The sequence below is a fragment of the Roseibium sp. genome, from assembly GCF_965233565.1.
Lineage (GTDB): Bacteria > Pseudomonadota > Alphaproteobacteria > Rhizobiales > Stappiaceae > Roseibium.
In genome coordinates this window covers 1,796,828-1,811,402 of record NZ_OZ247494.1, presented here as the reverse complement: position 1 = coordinate 1,811,402, position 14,575 = coordinate 1,796,828, and the positions used below count along the sequence as shown (strand labels likewise).

At 58.5% G+C, this 14,575-nt stretch carries 14 protein-coding genes (1 of these 14 only partly in view); 7 read left to right on the top strand and 7 right to left on the bottom strand.

Features of this window, described 5'->3' with window-relative positions:
* Nucleotides 1–87 precede the first annotated feature (87 nt).
* The gene (locus tag ACO6TG_RS08530) at nucleotides 88–933 is read left to right on the top strand and encodes an enoyl-CoA hydratase/isomerase family protein (RefSeq protein ID WP_422377780.1); all 846 of its coding nucleotides are present in this window, start codon (nucleotides 88–90) and stop codon (nucleotides 931–933) included.
* Nucleotides 934–1,125: 192 nt separating this feature from the next.
* On the opposite strand, the gene ACO6TG_RS08525 is transcribed toward ACO6TG_RS08530, so the two are convergent.
* On the bottom strand, nucleotides 1,126–1,359 hold the full coding sequence (locus ACO6TG_RS08525) for a hypothetical protein (RefSeq protein WP_422377779.1): 234 nt from the start codon (nucleotides 1,357–1,359) through the stop codon (nucleotides 1,126–1,128).
* 109 nt (nucleotides 1,360–1,468) lie between these two features.
* Between ACO6TG_RS08525 and ACO6TG_RS08520 the strand changes: the two genes are divergently transcribed.
* Nucleotides 1,469–1,888, top strand: a complete 420-nt coding sequence (locus ACO6TG_RS08520) for a hypothetical protein (protein WP_422377778.1) — start codon at nucleotides 1,469–1,471, stop codon at nucleotides 1,886–1,888.
* A gap of 246 nt (nucleotides 1,889–2,134) precedes the next feature.
* Here the strand turns inward: ACO6TG_RS08520 and ACO6TG_RS08515 are convergent, their stop codons facing one another.
* A complete protein-coding gene (locus ACO6TG_RS08515; RefSeq protein ID WP_422377777.1) occupies nucleotides 2,135–2,278 on the bottom strand; it encodes a hypothetical protein in 144 nt (47 codons plus the stop codon).
* 109 nt (nucleotides 2,279–2,387) lie between these two features.
* Entirely contained in the window at nucleotides 2,388–3,137 is a 750-nt protein-coding gene (locus ACO6TG_RS08510; protein ID WP_422377776.1) for an SDR family oxidoreductase, read from the bottom strand.
* 109 nt (nucleotides 3,138–3,246) lie between these two features.
* Here ACO6TG_RS08510 and ACO6TG_RS08505 point away from each other — a divergent pair, with 109 nt between their 5' ends.
* Nucleotides 3,247–4,128, top strand: a complete 882-nt coding sequence (locus tag ACO6TG_RS08505; RefSeq protein WP_422377775.1) for a LysR substrate-binding domain-containing protein — start codon at nucleotides 3,247–3,249, stop codon at nucleotides 4,126–4,128.
* A gap of 172 nt (nucleotides 4,129–4,300) precedes the next feature.
* Here the strand turns inward: ACO6TG_RS08505 and ACO6TG_RS08500 are convergent, their stop codons facing one another.
* Nucleotides 4,301–4,888 (bottom strand): Lrp/AsnC family transcriptional regulator, encoded by a 588-nt coding sequence (locus tag ACO6TG_RS08500; protein ID WP_422377774.1) that lies wholly within the window; start codon nucleotides 4,886–4,888, stop codon nucleotides 4,301–4,303.
* Between ACO6TG_RS08500 and ACO6TG_RS08495 the strand changes: the two genes are divergently transcribed.
* The 3 genes from ACO6TG_RS08495 (at nucleotide 4,877) to ACO6TG_RS08485 (ending at nucleotide 7,876) form a co-directional block, all read left to right on the top strand.
* Nucleotides 4,877–5,716: a PhzF family phenazine biosynthesis protein gene (locus ACO6TG_RS08495; protein ID WP_422377773.1), complete on the top strand. Its 840-nt coding sequence runs from the start codon at nucleotides 4,877–4,879 to the stop codon at nucleotides 5,714–5,716. The genes ACO6TG_RS08500 and ACO6TG_RS08495 overlap by 12 nt on opposite strands.
* A gap of 568 nt (nucleotides 5,717–6,284) precedes the next feature.
* Nucleotides 6,285–6,986 (top strand): hypothetical protein, encoded by a 702-nt coding sequence (locus tag ACO6TG_RS08490; RefSeq protein ID WP_422377772.1) that lies wholly within the window; start codon nucleotides 6,285–6,287, stop codon nucleotides 6,984–6,986.
* The gene (locus ACO6TG_RS08485; protein ID WP_422377771.1) at nucleotides 6,983–7,876 is read left to right on the top strand and encodes a TauD/TfdA dioxygenase family protein; all 894 of its coding nucleotides are present in this window, start codon (nucleotides 6,983–6,985) and stop codon (nucleotides 7,874–7,876) included. The genes ACO6TG_RS08490 and ACO6TG_RS08485 overlap by 4 nt, the downstream gene beginning before the upstream one ends.
* Nucleotides 7,877–8,065: 189 nt before the next feature.
* Here the strand turns inward: ACO6TG_RS08485 and ACO6TG_RS08480 are convergent, their stop codons facing one another.
* Genes ACO6TG_RS08480 through ACO6TG_RS08470 form a run of 3 tightly spaced genes read right to left on the bottom strand, consistent with a single transcriptional unit; the run spans nucleotide 8,066 to nucleotide 10,999 of the window.
* A complete protein-coding gene (locus ACO6TG_RS08480) occupies nucleotides 8,066–8,758 on the bottom strand; it encodes a hypothetical protein (protein WP_422377770.1) in 693 nt (230 codons plus the stop codon).
* Entirely contained in the window at nucleotides 8,733–9,758 is a 1,026-nt protein-coding gene (locus tag ACO6TG_RS08475) for a GSCFA domain-containing protein (protein ID WP_422377769.1), read from the bottom strand. Before ACO6TG_RS08475 ends, ACO6TG_RS08480 begins: the two co-directional genes overlap by 26 nt.
* The gene (locus tag ACO6TG_RS08470) at nucleotides 9,755–10,999 is read right to left on the bottom strand and encodes an MFS transporter (protein WP_422377768.1); all 1,245 of its coding nucleotides are present in this window, start codon (nucleotides 10,997–10,999) and stop codon (nucleotides 9,755–9,757) included. Before ACO6TG_RS08470 ends, ACO6TG_RS08475 begins: the two co-directional genes overlap by 4 nt.
* Before the next feature lie 286 nt (nucleotides 11,000–11,285).
* Between ACO6TG_RS08470 and ACO6TG_RS08465 the strand changes: the two genes are divergently transcribed.
* Nucleotides 11,286–14,575, top strand: partial view of an amino acid adenylation domain-containing protein gene (locus ACO6TG_RS08465; protein ID WP_422377767.1) — the start only. Its footprint extends 12,286 nt past the window's final position; 3,290 of the gene's 15,576 nt are visible here — the first part of the coding sequence; its start codon is at nucleotides 11,286–11,288; its stop codon lies off the right edge, out of view.

Sequence of the window (14,575 nt, the reverse complement as noted above, 5' to 3'; positions counted from 1 at the left end):
CGGATGTTTCCGGGCCCGTCTCACAAACTGATCATCCTCCCGATTGCGGGCGAGAACGTCCGCGTGAGACAGAAGAGAGCATTTCTCATGAAGTACGAGAACTTTTCCACTTTCAGCGCCCGTGCGGATAATGGCGTTCTTTGGATCACCTTCGACTTTCCACCTGTCAATGTGCAGGGGCAACAGATGTTGGCCGACCTGAACAGTCTGGCCATGCGGCTGGAGCGGGACAGGGAAACCAAGGTGGTTGTGTTTCAGTCCGCGAACCCGGAAATCTGGGTGTGTCACTACGATACCGAACTGCTGAAAGACATGTCTGACGAGGCGGTGTCGCGAGATGAGGCGCAGCTGCTCGATTTGCAGGCTGTCTGCGAGCGGATCAGCAAGGTTCCGCAGGCCACCATCGCGAAACTGGAGGGATTTGCCCGCGGTGGCGGGCACGAACTTGCGCTGGCACTCGACATGCGTTTTGCCGCAAGAGGCAAATACAAGTTCATGCAGATGGAAGTCGGTATGGGGATCCTGCCGTGTGGTGGTGGAGCTTCGCGCATGGCGCGTCAGACCGGGCTTGGCCGGGCGCTCGAAATCGTCTTGAGTGCGCGTGACTTTGATGCTGATGAAGCGGAAGCGCTCGGCACGGTCAACAAGGCCCTGGACCCGGATGAAATCGGTGACTATGTCGAGGCTCTGGCCAGACGGATCGCCCAGTTCCCGGCAGAGTCCATCAATGCGTGCAAGCAGGCGGTTTATGAATCCATCGACAAGCCCATCAACGAGGCTTTGAAGGCGGAAGCCTATTGGCTTTATCAGGCGACCAGCAAGACGCCGGCCCTGAAGCGGTTCACGGTTGCCGACGAGCAGGGTCTGGAACATGACATCGAGAACCAGCGCAACTGGAACGAACTTGTCATGAAAGTCCAGGAGATCCAGTAATCGGGAACAGGCTGGAGGGCTGCCGGGTGGAACATGTCCGGCAGCCTGTGATCCGCTGTTTCAATAGTCTTGCTGGACAAGACCGCAGCGGGGCGTAGGCAGGACTTTCCCGACGTTTGGACTCACTCAAGGCGTTCGCCGGAGGCGACCCCTTGGGGAAGAAGGGAGAGGCGTGTCAGCCGGCAGCCTCTCCTAGGACGACGCGAAGGTGACCTTGACGCCGCGCTGGCGAAAATAGGCCTGGAGCAACTTGCGGCCGGATCGGTTGTTCTGGACGAGCTTCGAAGCATCCAGTACCGCTTCCTTCAGGCCCTCTGCCTGCAACGCCGTCTTGAGTGCAGCGATATGCAGGTCGATGTCCTCATTGTCCGCCTGAAGAGATTGATAGATGCGGCTCGTTGCGTCCGCTACGGTCAGTTCACTCACTGGTCCATTCCCGAAGTTGTTGTTTGCGGGCGCATATCACATTAACAGGCCTGACACCAAAAAGAGTTGATCCGACGAGGTTGACCAGGAACAGATTACACGAGAGACGATGGGCACGTTTTTGTTGTTCGGCACGAGATGTCAGCCCATTATTCCGGTTCAAACTGGTGTTGATATTGCAAAGTCACAAACTGGAGCATGGCCTTGTCGAGAAATCACTGGACAGTTCGAGATGAAGTATCTGACGGTAGACGGTATGGGTTTCGGCACTGGAGTGCGAGACACTTACGAAGGCGGTTATATTGAACTGGATGCGCTCGGTATCACCGAGCGGCTGCAGAAGGATATCCGAACGTGGCTTTCAAGGTATGAAGCCGCATTTTTTGCCGGTTTTCGAGACCGCGGTACCGTGACGGCTCTGGATGAGGCAGGCGTACAAATCGCCAAACGCTTGTCCGACGAATTGCCTCACTCGAAAGTCACCTATTACTCGGATGCAAGAAGCGAGCGACTTCACTTCTTGAGGTAGAGCACTTCCCGGTTAGATTGGCTCAGTCTGTTTGAAGTCTGGCGAGACGATCAGCGCCGGGGGGCGTGAAGTCCATAGCGGGGCTATGGGCAAACGGCCCGAAAAAGCAGGTGTCCGCCAGACACAATCCCGGAGGGCCGCGCCGGTTTGGCCCAATGCCAGCGGAAGTTGCCTCGATCGTGCGGCCAGCACGCTCTTCGTCAACGTCCTTGACCTTGAACGCACTGTCTTTCAGCGGCACGCACTCTAAGCGCTTGGTATAAATCCGGGGTTGGTTGCCAGGCAGACAACGCCTGAATGGTGCTCGTCGCCGTAGGTATCGGCGTTGATAAGATGGCCATCATAGCCACCGACCTTGCAGAGCGTGGTGCCGTTTCTCCAGACCATCATGAGGTCATGCTCGAGCTCCCAGTCGCACTCCGCCGAAGGCTCGCGTGTGCGGATTTGTACAAGTCTTATGCGTTCAATATTGCCGAATGGCAGGCTCTGTCTTCCGCAGTTAACGCACGGCGCGGTTCATGCCTCCATCCGAAAGGATGTTCTGGCCATTGATGTATCGCGCCGCTTCGGAGGCAAGGAAAACGCAGGCCTTGCCGATCTCGGCGAATGAGGCGGGCCGTTGAGCCGGAATGGACCGCTGCGCGAATTCGGAGAGATTCACGTTCTCGCAAAAACCAGGCATCAGATTGTTCATGTTGATGTTGTGGCGCGCGTAGCGGTCTCCAAACAGCTTTGAGAAGCTGTGCAAAGCGCCACGCAACATGCTCATGGGATAAGGGGCGCGCGGCTCGACCGTATTCATGGACGAGATGTTCACAAAGGACCCGCCGCCTTGCTTGATCATGATCGGAGTCACGATCCGCGCCAACTTGACGACGTTGAGCACATACATGTCGAGACTTTCGTGCCAAAGCGTGTCAGGCAATTCCAGCAACGGCCCGTCGTAGTCAGGATCAAAGCCGACCGTCTTGATGGTTTCCGGTACGCCGCCACCATGGCCCATATTGCTGACAACAGCATCAATACGGCCATACGCTTCCAACGTCGCGTCGACCATTTTCTGCAGGTCTGAGGTATCCAGAACCGAGCCCTGGCATCCAATGCCACCCAATTCCTCGGCCAAATCCTTGGAGCGTGTGGAAGGCGACATCAGGGATACCTTGTAGCCCGCCTTTGCCATCTCGATCGCGCAGCCTTTGCCGATGCCCTGTCCGGTTCCAGTCATGAGGGCGACTTTTAGATCAGACATTCGATTGCCTCGCTGTGAAGAACTTTCTTATCCTGAAGCGAAGATAAGGCAGAAAATTATTGTCTTGTAACGAGTTTACAGCCGTATGATGTGAAATAAACTCACAGCCATGGCACATGTTAGACACCTTCGGGCGCTGCAGGCGTTCAACGCAGCAGCAGAACGGTCGAACCTCAGCAAAGCCGCCGAGGATCTCGGGGTAACGCACGGCGCTGTCAGCCGGCAGATCAAGCAATTGGAACAATACCTGGATGTCGTTTTGCTGCGACGGCTGCCTAGCGGTGTTGAGCTCACGGAAGCGGGTACGCGCCTGCACCTGGCAACGCGGCAAGCGTTCGGGATATTGGAGCAGGGGATCGAGAAAACCAGGCGAGCCCGCAAGCAACGTTCGATCAAAATATCGCTGTCGTCCTCGTTGGCGATCAAATGGCTGGTACCGAAGCTCCGGGACTTCCGCGCAAGGTATCCGGGCATTTCGGTGTATCTGGATACTGATGATCAGGTCGTCGACTTCGCCGACAGTGATGTTGATGTCGCCTTGCGTTTCGGCAGCAATCAAGGGCGGGACCTTTATTGCGAGCACCTAATGCGCGAACGTCTGGTCCTGGTCGCGGCGCCTTCCCTTGTACCGGAAGGAGCTATCGCGCCTGCCTCCGTCGCAAAACTCCCTCTGCTACATGACCAATTCCATCCGCACTGGGATACATGGGCGAGAGCAGCCGGACTGCATGAGCCGGATGTTCAATCAAGGAGTTCTCCTTTCCCCGACTCGGCAGTGCTGATTGCAGCAGCCATCGATGGGCAGGGAGCAGCTCTGGTTCGCAACATACTCGTGGCAGATGATATCGAGGCAGGGCGGCTGGTCCGATTAAGCAAAATTGGCGTTGAGCAAGACAGATCGCTGCTCTTTGTGTGCCGGGACGGCGATGAAAAAACTCTTCCCGTGTCAGCGCTTCGCGTGTGGCTTACCGAGGTCTGTTTGTGGCTTTGATCTGCAATAGTCCCTGTCTGACCTTCATGTTTTAGGCGTCATCACAGCGGGTGGGGACGAACCAGGGTTTCATGAGACCAGCTGGAGCGACTCATTCTCGCCGCCTGTTCGAATTTCGTTCCGTTTGAACTCAAGATCCAGTGAGCCGACTGACTTCTCCTGGCTCGTCGCCTCAGCCACGGGGGAGCAGCGGAGGCAGCCTTTGTTCGAAGATGGAAGATTTCACGATTGAAGTATGCGTTTCTGCCCGGTCGTGGAATGGCAACAAAATGTCATCCAGTTCGGCCACCTCCACCAGGACGAGACGCGCAACGTAACAATCTTCACCTGTCACCCTGTCGCAGGACGTGAAGCGAGGCTGGTCTTCAATCATCCGCTCGACCACATGCAGCTGCCCGCTGCGAGGCTTGATCCGGACCAGTGCTTGCACGGTATAGCCCAGCGAGCGCAAATCGATCCGGGCACCGAAACCGTCTACAAATCCTGTCTCTTGCAGTCGGCGGAGGCGCTCTCCTACGGCGGGACCAGACAAGCCAACCACCTTGCCGATTTCCGCAAGGCTCGAACGGCCATCCGAATCGAGAATTTCTATGATCTCACAATCTGTTTGGTCCAGTGATTTTGACATGAAGGCATAATCGGGAATTGGCGCGCGATTTGAAAGGCCTTTTTCCAGTTTCCCTTTGCGACTGCCCGGACAGTTGCACCCCGGATGACTAAAATGCGCCCCAACAAACAGGAGAGCATCATGGAAATCCAAAGAGTTGCAGCGTTCAGTCAAGGTGGTGAAGGGGGCAATCCGGCAGGCGTAGTCTTGTTGAGCGAGCCCGCACAGGTGACGGACATGGCCCGTGTCGCCGCCGAGGTCGGCTATTCGGAAACGGCCTTTGCCGTTCCGCAAGACGACACCGGAATGAACTGGCGGGTGCGCTATTTTTCACCTGAATCCGAGGTTCCGTTCTGTGGTCACGCGACGATCGCGCTCGGCGCGGTACTGGGGCAGCATGCCGGTCCGGGGACGTTTGCCCTGACATTGAACGACGCGTCGATCACCGTTGAAGCGCAGCCGTCCGAGACGGGCATGATCGCGACGCTGACCTCACCGCCGACGAAGAGCCGGGCAATCAGCGAAGATGAGCTCTCCGATGTGCTGGCACTCTTTGGACTGAGCCTGGATGATCTTGATCCCCGACTTCCGGCAGCCCGCATTCATGGCGGGGCAGATCACATCGTCCTGCCGCTGCAACACCGCGCTCAATTGGCGGGCATGAGCTATGACCTTGACCAGGGGCGCGACGTGATGCGCAAACATGGCCTCGTGACAGTCATGCTCGTTTTTATCGAAGCCGATCAGATGTTTGCCGTCAGGAACGCCTTCGCATCAGGTGGGGTTACGGAAGATCCCGCCACAGGGGCAGCTGCCGCAGCCTTTGCGGGCTATCTGAGAGACAGGAACTGGCCCCACGGCGGAAAATTCACGATCCGTCAGGGCGAAGATATGGGCCATCCCTCATTGATTGAGGTCGAGTTGAACGACACTCCAGGCGCGCCGGTTCGGGTGTCCGGCAGCGCGCGGGCGATAAAGTAAGATACTCAAACACAGACCGAAAGAGGAGGGATATGCCCCCCGTCAGCGGACGGTTTTGACGGAGCCTTGAATTGCGCTGAGCCCACAAGCTGTCGGACAGTCCTGGATTGAGGATGGGCAGTCATGAGGTCCGCCGGATGGGTCACTGACCAGTGTTGCCCGGCAGTGTCTGGTGTGATCGAGATTGAAGCTAATCGGGACCCGTCAGCACTGTTCGACGAACGGCGCGATTCAAACGGTGTGAAAGCCTCTGGGAGAATGTCGGTAGCGGGACCCACTGCCGTCGATCCGCCATCTGCCGGCATTACTCTACAGGCTCCTATTGTTCTCTCGGGCACTGGCGGCCAAGCTCTCGACTGCGGGATTTCCTCGGTAGGGCGGCCATCCCATAATCTGCGACGATCTCCCTTGCACTCTGCGATGGCCTCTCCTGTGTTCCAATTTTTGCATGGGGTATTCAAAACTTGAGTTGGTCATTGCCAGTCCGCCCGCACATAGTTCCCAGTGATTTGATCGGAAAGGTGACGGTCTTGGTCGGCAGACCCAGTCAGCTCGGAATGATACGCAAATGAGTGCGCAGGCGTCTGACAGCGTCTCGGTGCGGTTGCCCTGCAGGTTGAGGGCAACCATAAGCGTGCTGGACGCCTCTGGAAGCCGTATCGTCGCTTATCGCGATGATTGTGCTTCAGATGCAGCGCGCTTCCACAAATGGATGGCGGATGCGGTCCTTCCTGCCGCTACCGGTGCCAGAACCAGGGACGTTGAAAACGCACCCCCTTGGCCAGCCCTTTTGAAGCTGCACAAAACAGCAGCTGAAGGCTTTCCGATAACAATTGCCCAATGGCGGGACGTCCTGGGGCCTGTCTACCATGCCCTGTTCGTCGCCGCCTTTCCCTATGACCAGGGGTATGCCAAAGCCTATGCTTCGGCACTCGAGTTCGCCGGAACGAACCGCAAGATGATTGAGGATGCCTTCGGATCGGCGGAAGCTTATGCGCAATATTACGGCGACACGAATACGACTGCGATCCGCGATTTCGGCTGCCGCGCGCATGCTGCCGCGCATACGCGGCTGGCAGCGCCTGCCTATGCTTCCTGCGACTTGGGCCGGATCTGCGGATCGGGGTTGCCGATGAGGCTTCGGGCATTGCTGTTCTCGGTTGCGGTCGAGGATCGGCCGCAGCTGAGTTCACGACTTCTCGGCGGCCTTCTCGAAGCGTTTTCAACCCGCCCGGACCAACTGGCGCAGAACTCAGGGACTATCAGATGAACAAGTGGGGCCTCGACGCCATCAAGAAGACTGTCACGCGCAAGCGCCCGGTCCATCGGCATTTCTCCACGCGCCAGATCACACCTGTTATCGGGGCGGAAATCACGGGGATCGACCTTTCACGTGAGCTTGATGATGAGGCGATTGCCGAGATCCGCGAAGCGTTGCTCGAATATCATGTCCTGGTGTTTCGCGACCAGGATCTGACCCGTGAGCAGGAAAAGGCTTTCGGTCGCAGGTTTGGAACCTTGCGCAGCCTACCGGTCGAAGACATCGATGGGGATGATCCGGAAATTGTCCTTATCCAGGCTTCCCAACAATCAAAATTCGTTGCCGGAGAATCCTGGCACACCGATGGAACCGCAGCGGCTGAACCGGCTTTTGCCCAGATCCTTTATCTCAAGGAAATTCCGGAGATCGGATGCGGTGGCGACACAATGTTCGCAAACATGCACATGGCTTACGAGATGCTTTCGCCGGCCATGAAGGTGTTTCTTGACGGCTTGACGGCAATACACGACGGTGCGGTTCCCTGGCGGGGCTATGACGCGCCACCCAACTTGCCGAAAACCGAACACCCGGTCGTGGCTCTGCACTCGGAAACCGGGCGCAAGATGTTGTTCGTGAACCCGGGATTTACCACGCATATTCCCCAATTGGCACCGGAAGAAAGTCAGGCGGTGCTGAACATGTTGTTTGCGCTGGTCGATCAGGAACACGCGTTGAGCTGTCGTATCTCCTGGCAACCCGGAACAATGGTATTCTGGGACAACCGCTGTACTCAGCACAGAGCAATCTGGGATTATTTCCCCTGCAACCGATACGGCGAGCGGGTAACCTTGCTCGGATCACCTATCCTGTCGCCGCAAAGGGCAACGGCCACCGGTTGATGTAAAAGGTTCCTCCGGACGGTATCAGCAAAAACAAAACCCCTCGGATTGATCCGAGGGGTTTGCTTTGCCCACCGTAATGAGATGTATCAAGGTGCAGCTCGCATCCTGAGAACCGCTTCAGAGGCGAAAGGCCCATGGGCCAGACCCTGAAGATGCGCGGGTCGACGCGCCTTCGGGCTTTCGCCGTCAATTCTCAGTAACAAGGACCCCGCGTATTTCTTGGAGAACCAGTCTGCCGAAGGCCTCGTTTGCGTGTAGTGGGTCGTTGTCCTTGCAGAACTCCGTCCTGAGCCAGCCGTCCGACCCGCCGGTGTCTTGACGCAGGTCGATCAATCTCATGCCGATTGCGCGGTAGCGATCGAGCATCTGGTCCTGAACCGCCGTGAAGACGGATGGAATGGAAAGGTCCGGCACCCGTTGCGGAGCTGCCACGCCGATGACGTCGACGCCGTTGCCGACCAGATGCCGATAAAAGGTGAGCGGAACGGCCAACATCTCTTCAACCACCTCGGCGAAGATCGGACTGTGCAGCGTTTCCGTGTCGGGGTCAGTATCGGGTGCGGCGTAGCAGGACCAGATCTCCCGTGTCGCCATAAAATGCGGGCTGAGGCCAAGCGTGGAAACCAGAGGGCATTTTAGTTGCTCTAGCGCCGGGATACCAAGATCGGTCAAAAACTTTGCCAGGAGCTTGGCGGCCTGCTCGCCGGTGAGCGCCAGGCGCCCGTCGCCGACGGTGAAGAACGGGCTGAAGAATTCTCGTCCGGATCCGAGCGGGCCACCGTGAAACGAGACTCCGTCAAGCCTGGCCGCCCGGCCGATGGCGGCTGCGTGCGAGTCGCCCAGCAACAGAAAGTCAGGGCAGGGGGGCATAGTATTCAAGCAGCTCGTCCTCACAGATGATTTCGCCGGTCGGAACACATTGGGTCGTGGAACCGGACCCTGTGGCCTTGAAGAAGTGCCGCATAACCGCGTCGATCCCCTGTTCGGTTATCGTCCGGCCATTTTGCGCGAAATACCGGGCGCCGGAACACGGATTGCCGATCAGTTCGAAGGATGGGAAATAATCGACCCTGCCGTATTGATCCGCGATTTCGCCGACCACCGTCCGCAAGGTGTTCTTTGTCTGAAAGTTCGCGGCAAGCACGTGCTTTCCGGAAATGGTTGCCGTGATGGGAACCGGCGATACGGTCAAGAGGATCTTCAGTCCGGGATTGACCGACCACAACAGTTCGAGAGTCTTGTCCAGGGCATCCCGGCAGTCCGCGTAGCCGAAGATCCGCGCCTCGTGGCGTTCCGGGTCGAACCGGCCTTTCACGGTGCCGGGGCACGCCGGATAGACCGCGCTGGTTGCGCAGTTGACCCAGGCTTCCGTCAGGCCGGGCGTGAAAATGAACAAGGTGGCTTTTCGAATGGCGGCCAGCATGGCTTCCAGTGTGCGCTGGCGCGTGGCAAGAACTTCCTCGGCGCTGGGAAAGCCGTCAACGGAAATGCTGGGCCGGAAAGGATCGTGAAACCGGTCGTCGGCCTGCCAGACTTCGCTATCCGGTTTCCGGGTGCCCAAGGCCCATTGCACCCATTGCAGCAACAAGGGAGCCGTATAGATGTTGCCTGTCCTGAACGAAAACAGGCCGTAGCCGTTCTGTTCGTGCTGCGAGCGGGGCAAATCAGCGGGTGGTGTTTCGCTTTCGTACCAGCGCAGACCGCGACTTCGCAATTGCCGGCCGATGTTCTGTGCAAAACAGGATCCCGCGGTGAGAATGAGGTCCTGAGCGGAGATCTCGAATTTCGGCTGCCAGAGGCTCTCAAGCGCCGTTGGATCGGCTTCCGCGACCGCAGGCTTCCAGAAGGCGGTGTTGGGAAGGGAATCGTAAGGGGTCATGCCTGGGCATCCTTTCCGATGGCCAGCGATTCTCGGCGAGGAAGCTTTTGGAGTGCCACAACACCGAACAGAATGATCGGAACGCAGGCTGCCGCCGCCAGGACAAACACAATCGCTCCGCTAACGATCGTAAGCGCGAGCGACATCATGGCCGGAGCGAAAGCCCCTCCCACATTGGAAAGGGAATAGGCGCCGAAATAGGCATTGCGGTTACGCTCCGGGGCAATCCTGTCGACCACGGTGAGAAACAGCGGCATCGCTATGATCTCCGCTATCGTGGCGACGACGATGGCGGCAATCCAGAGCGCTTGGGTTTCTGCCGAGGCAAAGGCGATCATCAGCAGCGCAATCGCGAGGGCTGTCATGGCCACTGTCAGGGCGCGGTTTTCCGGCATGGTCGCGATGGTTTGCATGAACAGGCCGTGGACAACCAGAACAGTCGCAGCGTTGGCAAAGGAAAACGCCGCAATAAGCCAGGTGATGTCGGCGACGTCGAGCGACACCAGGTAGAAGGTCAGAGGCTCATCCGTCAGGGCATAAACGAGGACCAGAAGGAAGTTGCAGGCAAACAGCGCCGCAAAGGCCTTGTCACTGGAGGCCATCAGCAAGGAACGAATGGCAGAAGGTGCACTCTCGGGCTGCTCTGAAACCCTGTGCGCGGGAACCACGGCGTGGACGCAGTATCCGAGAACGGCATACAAACCGCACGAGACGATGTAGATCGCGTTGTTGCCGGTTTCGATGAACATCACGCCCAAAAGCGGGCCAATCGCCGCTGCGAGGTTCACACCGAAATACCGAAGATGATAAAGACCGCTTCTCTGCGCCGTATTCTCTGCGCAGGCACCCAGGACCGAGCGGAAGAGCGGTTCGGCCGCACCTGACACCAACGACGACAGAAATATGGCGGCAAAGAATATTTCCTTGCCGGTCGCCGTCATCATCAGCAGCAGGCAGAGGATATTGACGGCGACGGAAGTCAGAAGGAGCTGTCTGGCTCCGATCTTGTCTGCCCAGCTTCCGCCGAATGGGGCTACCGCCATGCCGCACAGGGCGGAGACGGTGAACATCAGTCCGATTTCCTCGATCGATGCACCGTGGTTCCTCGTCAGCAGGATAGTGACAAAAGGCCAGATCATGAGCTGGGCCAGACGCGCAAGACAGATCCCGGTCAGGAGGAGCCGCGCCGGTCGCGGCGCGCCCTTGTAAGTTCTGTAGACCGACGTTCCGACGAGGTTCATGAAGGCTGCACTCGCTTTGTCACTCGCCCTGCACCTTTGCAGGGATGCTGTCAGCGCTGAGAGGCAGGTAGCTGCGCCCAAAACCGAAGCAGGATGCAGCAGCTTATGAAAAAAGCGAATTTGATCAAGGTTTTGGCCTATTCAAATATTGGATCGGCGTTTCAATTTCTGCATTAGATTTCGCGGCTATCTTGCCAATAGTGTTCTGATCCCGAGCATCCGACCGGACAGCGCCCAAGGGCTTTCCGCCGGCTGGAAGAACCAACGCGAGAGACCTCACTCCCCTATGCGTGCCGCGATCATTGCCAACAGCCAGTCATCCTCGAAACTGTCTTTGTGTGAAGAGGCGGACCTTGCATTGTTGCGGCATGCGCTGGGTGTTGGTCCGGAAGAAAAGCTCTCTCTTTCGTTCTTCCTGAAAGAGGACGCGACGCCCGCGCACCCGCAATTATCCTGTGAGAAGTTCGACAGGATCGTGCTTGACCTCGGTTCCGGCCCTCTCCTCGATGACGGTGTGCTGACCGAGGTGCTGAAATACGGTGTCGACGTTACCCTTTTCGCGCCGGGCACGCCCGCCGACGGCGTAACCTATCGTGGCGGATTTATCCTTGGGCCTTCGCGGGCGGCTGCACCGTCGGACTTTCTCGAGGTCTTTTCGCGCAAGGTCCATGTCGCTCCGGATGCTCCGGCACTCGTATCGGTCAACAACAGCCTGACTTACGCAGAGCTCGAACGCTACTCGGACCTGCTGGCGATGAAACTGATCGACGGAGGTGTGGAACCCGGCGCGCGCGTCGGCCTGTTCTTCAACAAGAGCTTCGAGCTGGTTGCGAGCCTTTTGGCGGTTCTGAAGGCTGGCGCGGCATTTGTACCGCTTGCGCCAGCCTATCCGATGGCACGGCTCCAGGGCATGGTCAGTGATTCCGGCATGCAGCTGGTCCTCTGCGATGCGTCCAACCGGGCGAAGGCAGCAAAGCTGGCAACAGCCGGCGCCTGCGATTGTTCCGTGGTTGACCTCGCTGACCTGCCGCAGCACGCCCAGGATCAGGCAGCTTTTACAGCCCGTTCCGTCTCTGGCGAGAGCCTCGCCTACATCATCTTCACCAGCGGCTCGACCGGAAAGCCGAAAGGAGGGATGGTTCCCCGCCGCGGATTGGCGAACCTGGTTCAGGTATTGCGCGGCGTGTCCGGTCCGGTGGCGGGAGACACGGTTCTGCAGTTCGCATCATCGAGTTTCGATGCGTCCATCGCCGAGCTGGTTCTTGCTCTTTCCAATGGGGCGGCCCTGTTCATGCCCGATGAAAGCATGCCACTCATCGGTGACGTGCTGATCGATGTACTTGCCGGGCAGAAGATCACGCATGCCATTCTTCCGCCTGCCGTGCTCGCTGGTCTTGAGCCGGGAACCGGTCTTCACCACTTGCGGGAGCTCTTTTTGGCAGGCGAGGCCGCCGCGCCGGAAACAGTCCGCGACTGGTGTGCAAGCGGGCGCAGGGTCTTCAATGCCTATGGGCCGACAGAGTGCTCGGTCCATGCCACGACCCATTTGTGCCTGGGAACGGAGATGGAAACGCCGCCCATCGGCTTTCCGGGAACCAATACATTGGCCGCCATCCTTGATGGCGAAGGCAGGCGGATGCCTCCGGGAGGCGAAGGGACACTCTATCTCGGCGGTAAGGGTGTCTCGCTCGGCTATTGCGGCGACGAAAAGCTCACGGCCGACCGGTTCGTGCAACTTCAGGAATTCCCTGACGAGACGTTCTACAAAACCGGCGACCGCGTGCGGTTCGAACCGACGGGCGAGCTGACTTTCCTCGGCCGAACTGATTTCCAGGTGAAGATCGATGGGCGGCGGATCGATCTCGGCGAGATCGAGGCGGTGTTGCTGGCCCATGGGGCCGTTCAAGCGTGCGCGATCGTGGCCACAGGGCTGCACGCCTTCTACAGCGGTGGGACATCTCCCGAGCACCTTGTCAAGGCGCTCGCCGAAATGCTCCCCCACTACATGCAACCGGTCATTCACCAGCGTCCGGATCTTCCGCTCACTGCAAACGGCAAGGTGGACCGGCAAGCGCTGAAAAAGGAACTTGAGAGCAGCTTCGCCGCCGGTGACGCAGCTCCGGTCAGTGCCATCGACGTGTCCGCTGATGCGGGGATCGAGCAGGCCGTCGTTTCGATCTGGGAAGAAATACTGGGCGCGAGGCCGGAACATGCCGGAACACGTTTTTTCGACATGCCGGGCGCCAGTTCATTGGCCAGCGTGCGCTACCAGTCCCGGCACAGGGCGGTCTTCGGCAAGGACATCTCGATCCGGCAGTTTTACGAAAATCCGACCGTCGCAGGTTGCGCGGCCCATGCCAGGCAAGACATGCCCTTCGACGGTCAGTTCGAGTTCGACGATCAACTGGAAACTCCAGGGACAACGCCCCTGTCCTTCCAGCAGCGCGGGGTCTGGTTGCTCGAACAGATGACAACCGGTTCGCTTGCCTACAATGCACAGGCGATCATGAGGATCAAAGGCCGGTTGGACCGGGAACTCCTGCAGGCGGCTCTGGACGAGGTGGTGGCACGCCACGAGATCTTCCGCACGGCGTTCCGCATGGATGCTTCCGGAGAGCCATGCCAGATCGTTTTCCCGATGGCACCGGCCTTTCTGACCTTCGCGGACCTGACAGGACAGGGTGAAGAGGCGTTACGTGCGCTCGTCGACCGCGAGGTCGCCAAACCGTTCAAACTGAGCCAACTGCCGTTGGTTCGGTGGGTCCTTGCGGAAATGGGACCGGGTGACCACGCGCTTCTGCACATCGAGCATCACCTGGTGCATGACGGCTGGAGTGCAAATCTTTTCCTGAAAGAGATGCTGGACATCTATGATCGGCTCGCGGGCCACCAGGTCGAACCACTCGCCCCGCCGCCTGCACAATACCGTCACTACGTCGCCTGGCAGAAGAGCGAAGCGGGCCGCAGGCGCACCGAAGAGGGTGTTCGCTTCTGGTCACGGAAGCTGGCCGGTTCCAGTTTTCATCCTCCGATCCTCACGGACTTTCCCCGTCCTCCGCGACAGGACTTCAAGGGGCAGCAGCTTCGGTTCACATTGAAGGCCGACCGACTTGCCCAACTGGATGCCTTTGCCCGCAAAAGCGGGGCGAGCCGTTACGCAACCATGCTTGCTGCCTTTACCGTGCTCTTGCACCAGCAAAGCGGTCAGGATGACGTTCTCGTCGGCTCGGCCATGGCAAACCGGCGGGCCAAGGCTTCCGAGGCCATGATCGGCATGTGGGTCAACAGCACCGTTATCCGCAGCCGAACGGAAAAAGACATGTCTTTCGCCGCCCACCTGCAGCGTGTCCAGGGTGAAATCGCCGATGCCCAGGACTATCAGGATACGGCATTCGAAGAGGTCGTGCGGGCTCTGGATCCGAAGCGCACGCTCTCCCACAACCCGATTTTCCAGGTGGGCTTCAGCTACCACAATTCCGACCAACCCCTGATGCACCGGCATGATTTCGATTTGAGTGTCGAAGCGGCTTACAGCAACAGGAGTTCCAAGTTCGACCTTGAGGTCGTTCTGGTTCC

What these genes read in the sequence shown, in the direction of transcription:
- ACO6TG_RS08470 (WP_422377768.1), bottom strand. Translation starts at nt 10,999, where the DNA reads ATGAACCTCGTCGGAACGTCGGTCTACAGAACTTACAAGGGCGCGCCG.
- ACO6TG_RS08505 (WP_422377775.1), top strand. Translation starts at nt 3,247, where the DNA reads ATGGCACATGTTAGACACCTTCGGGCGCTGCAGGCGTTCAACGCAGCA.
- ACO6TG_RS08485 (WP_422377771.1), top strand. Translation starts at nt 6,983, where the DNA reads ATGAACAAGTGGGGCCTCGACGCCATCAAGAAGACTGTCACGCGCAAG.
- ACO6TG_RS08510 (WP_422377776.1), bottom strand. Translation starts at nt 3,137, where the DNA reads ATGTCTGATCTAAAAGTCGCCCTCATGACTGGAACCGGACAGGGCATC.
- ACO6TG_RS08495 (WP_422377773.1), top strand. Translation starts at nt 4,877, where the DNA reads ATGGAAATCCAAAGAGTTGCAGCGTTCAGTCAAGGTGGTGAAGGGGGC.
- ACO6TG_RS08475 (WP_422377769.1), bottom strand. Translation starts at nt 9,758, where the DNA reads ATGACCCCTTACGATTCCCTTCCCAACACCGCCTTCTGGAAGCCTGCG.
- ACO6TG_RS08515 (WP_422377777.1), bottom strand. Translation starts at nt 2,278, where the DNA reads ATGATGGTCTGGAGAAACGGCACCACGCTCTGCAAGGTCGGTGGCTAT.
- ACO6TG_RS08490 (WP_422377772.1), top strand. Translation starts at nt 6,285, where the DNA reads ATGAGTGCGCAGGCGTCTGACAGCGTCTCGGTGCGGTTGCCCTGCAGG.
- ACO6TG_RS08530 (WP_422377780.1), top strand. Translation starts at nt 88, where the DNA reads ATGAAGTACGAGAACTTTTCCACTTTCAGCGCCCGTGCGGATAATGGC.
- ACO6TG_RS08520 (WP_422377778.1), top strand. Translation starts at nt 1,469, where the DNA reads ATGGGCACGTTTTTGTTGTTCGGCACGAGATGTCAGCCCATTATTCCG.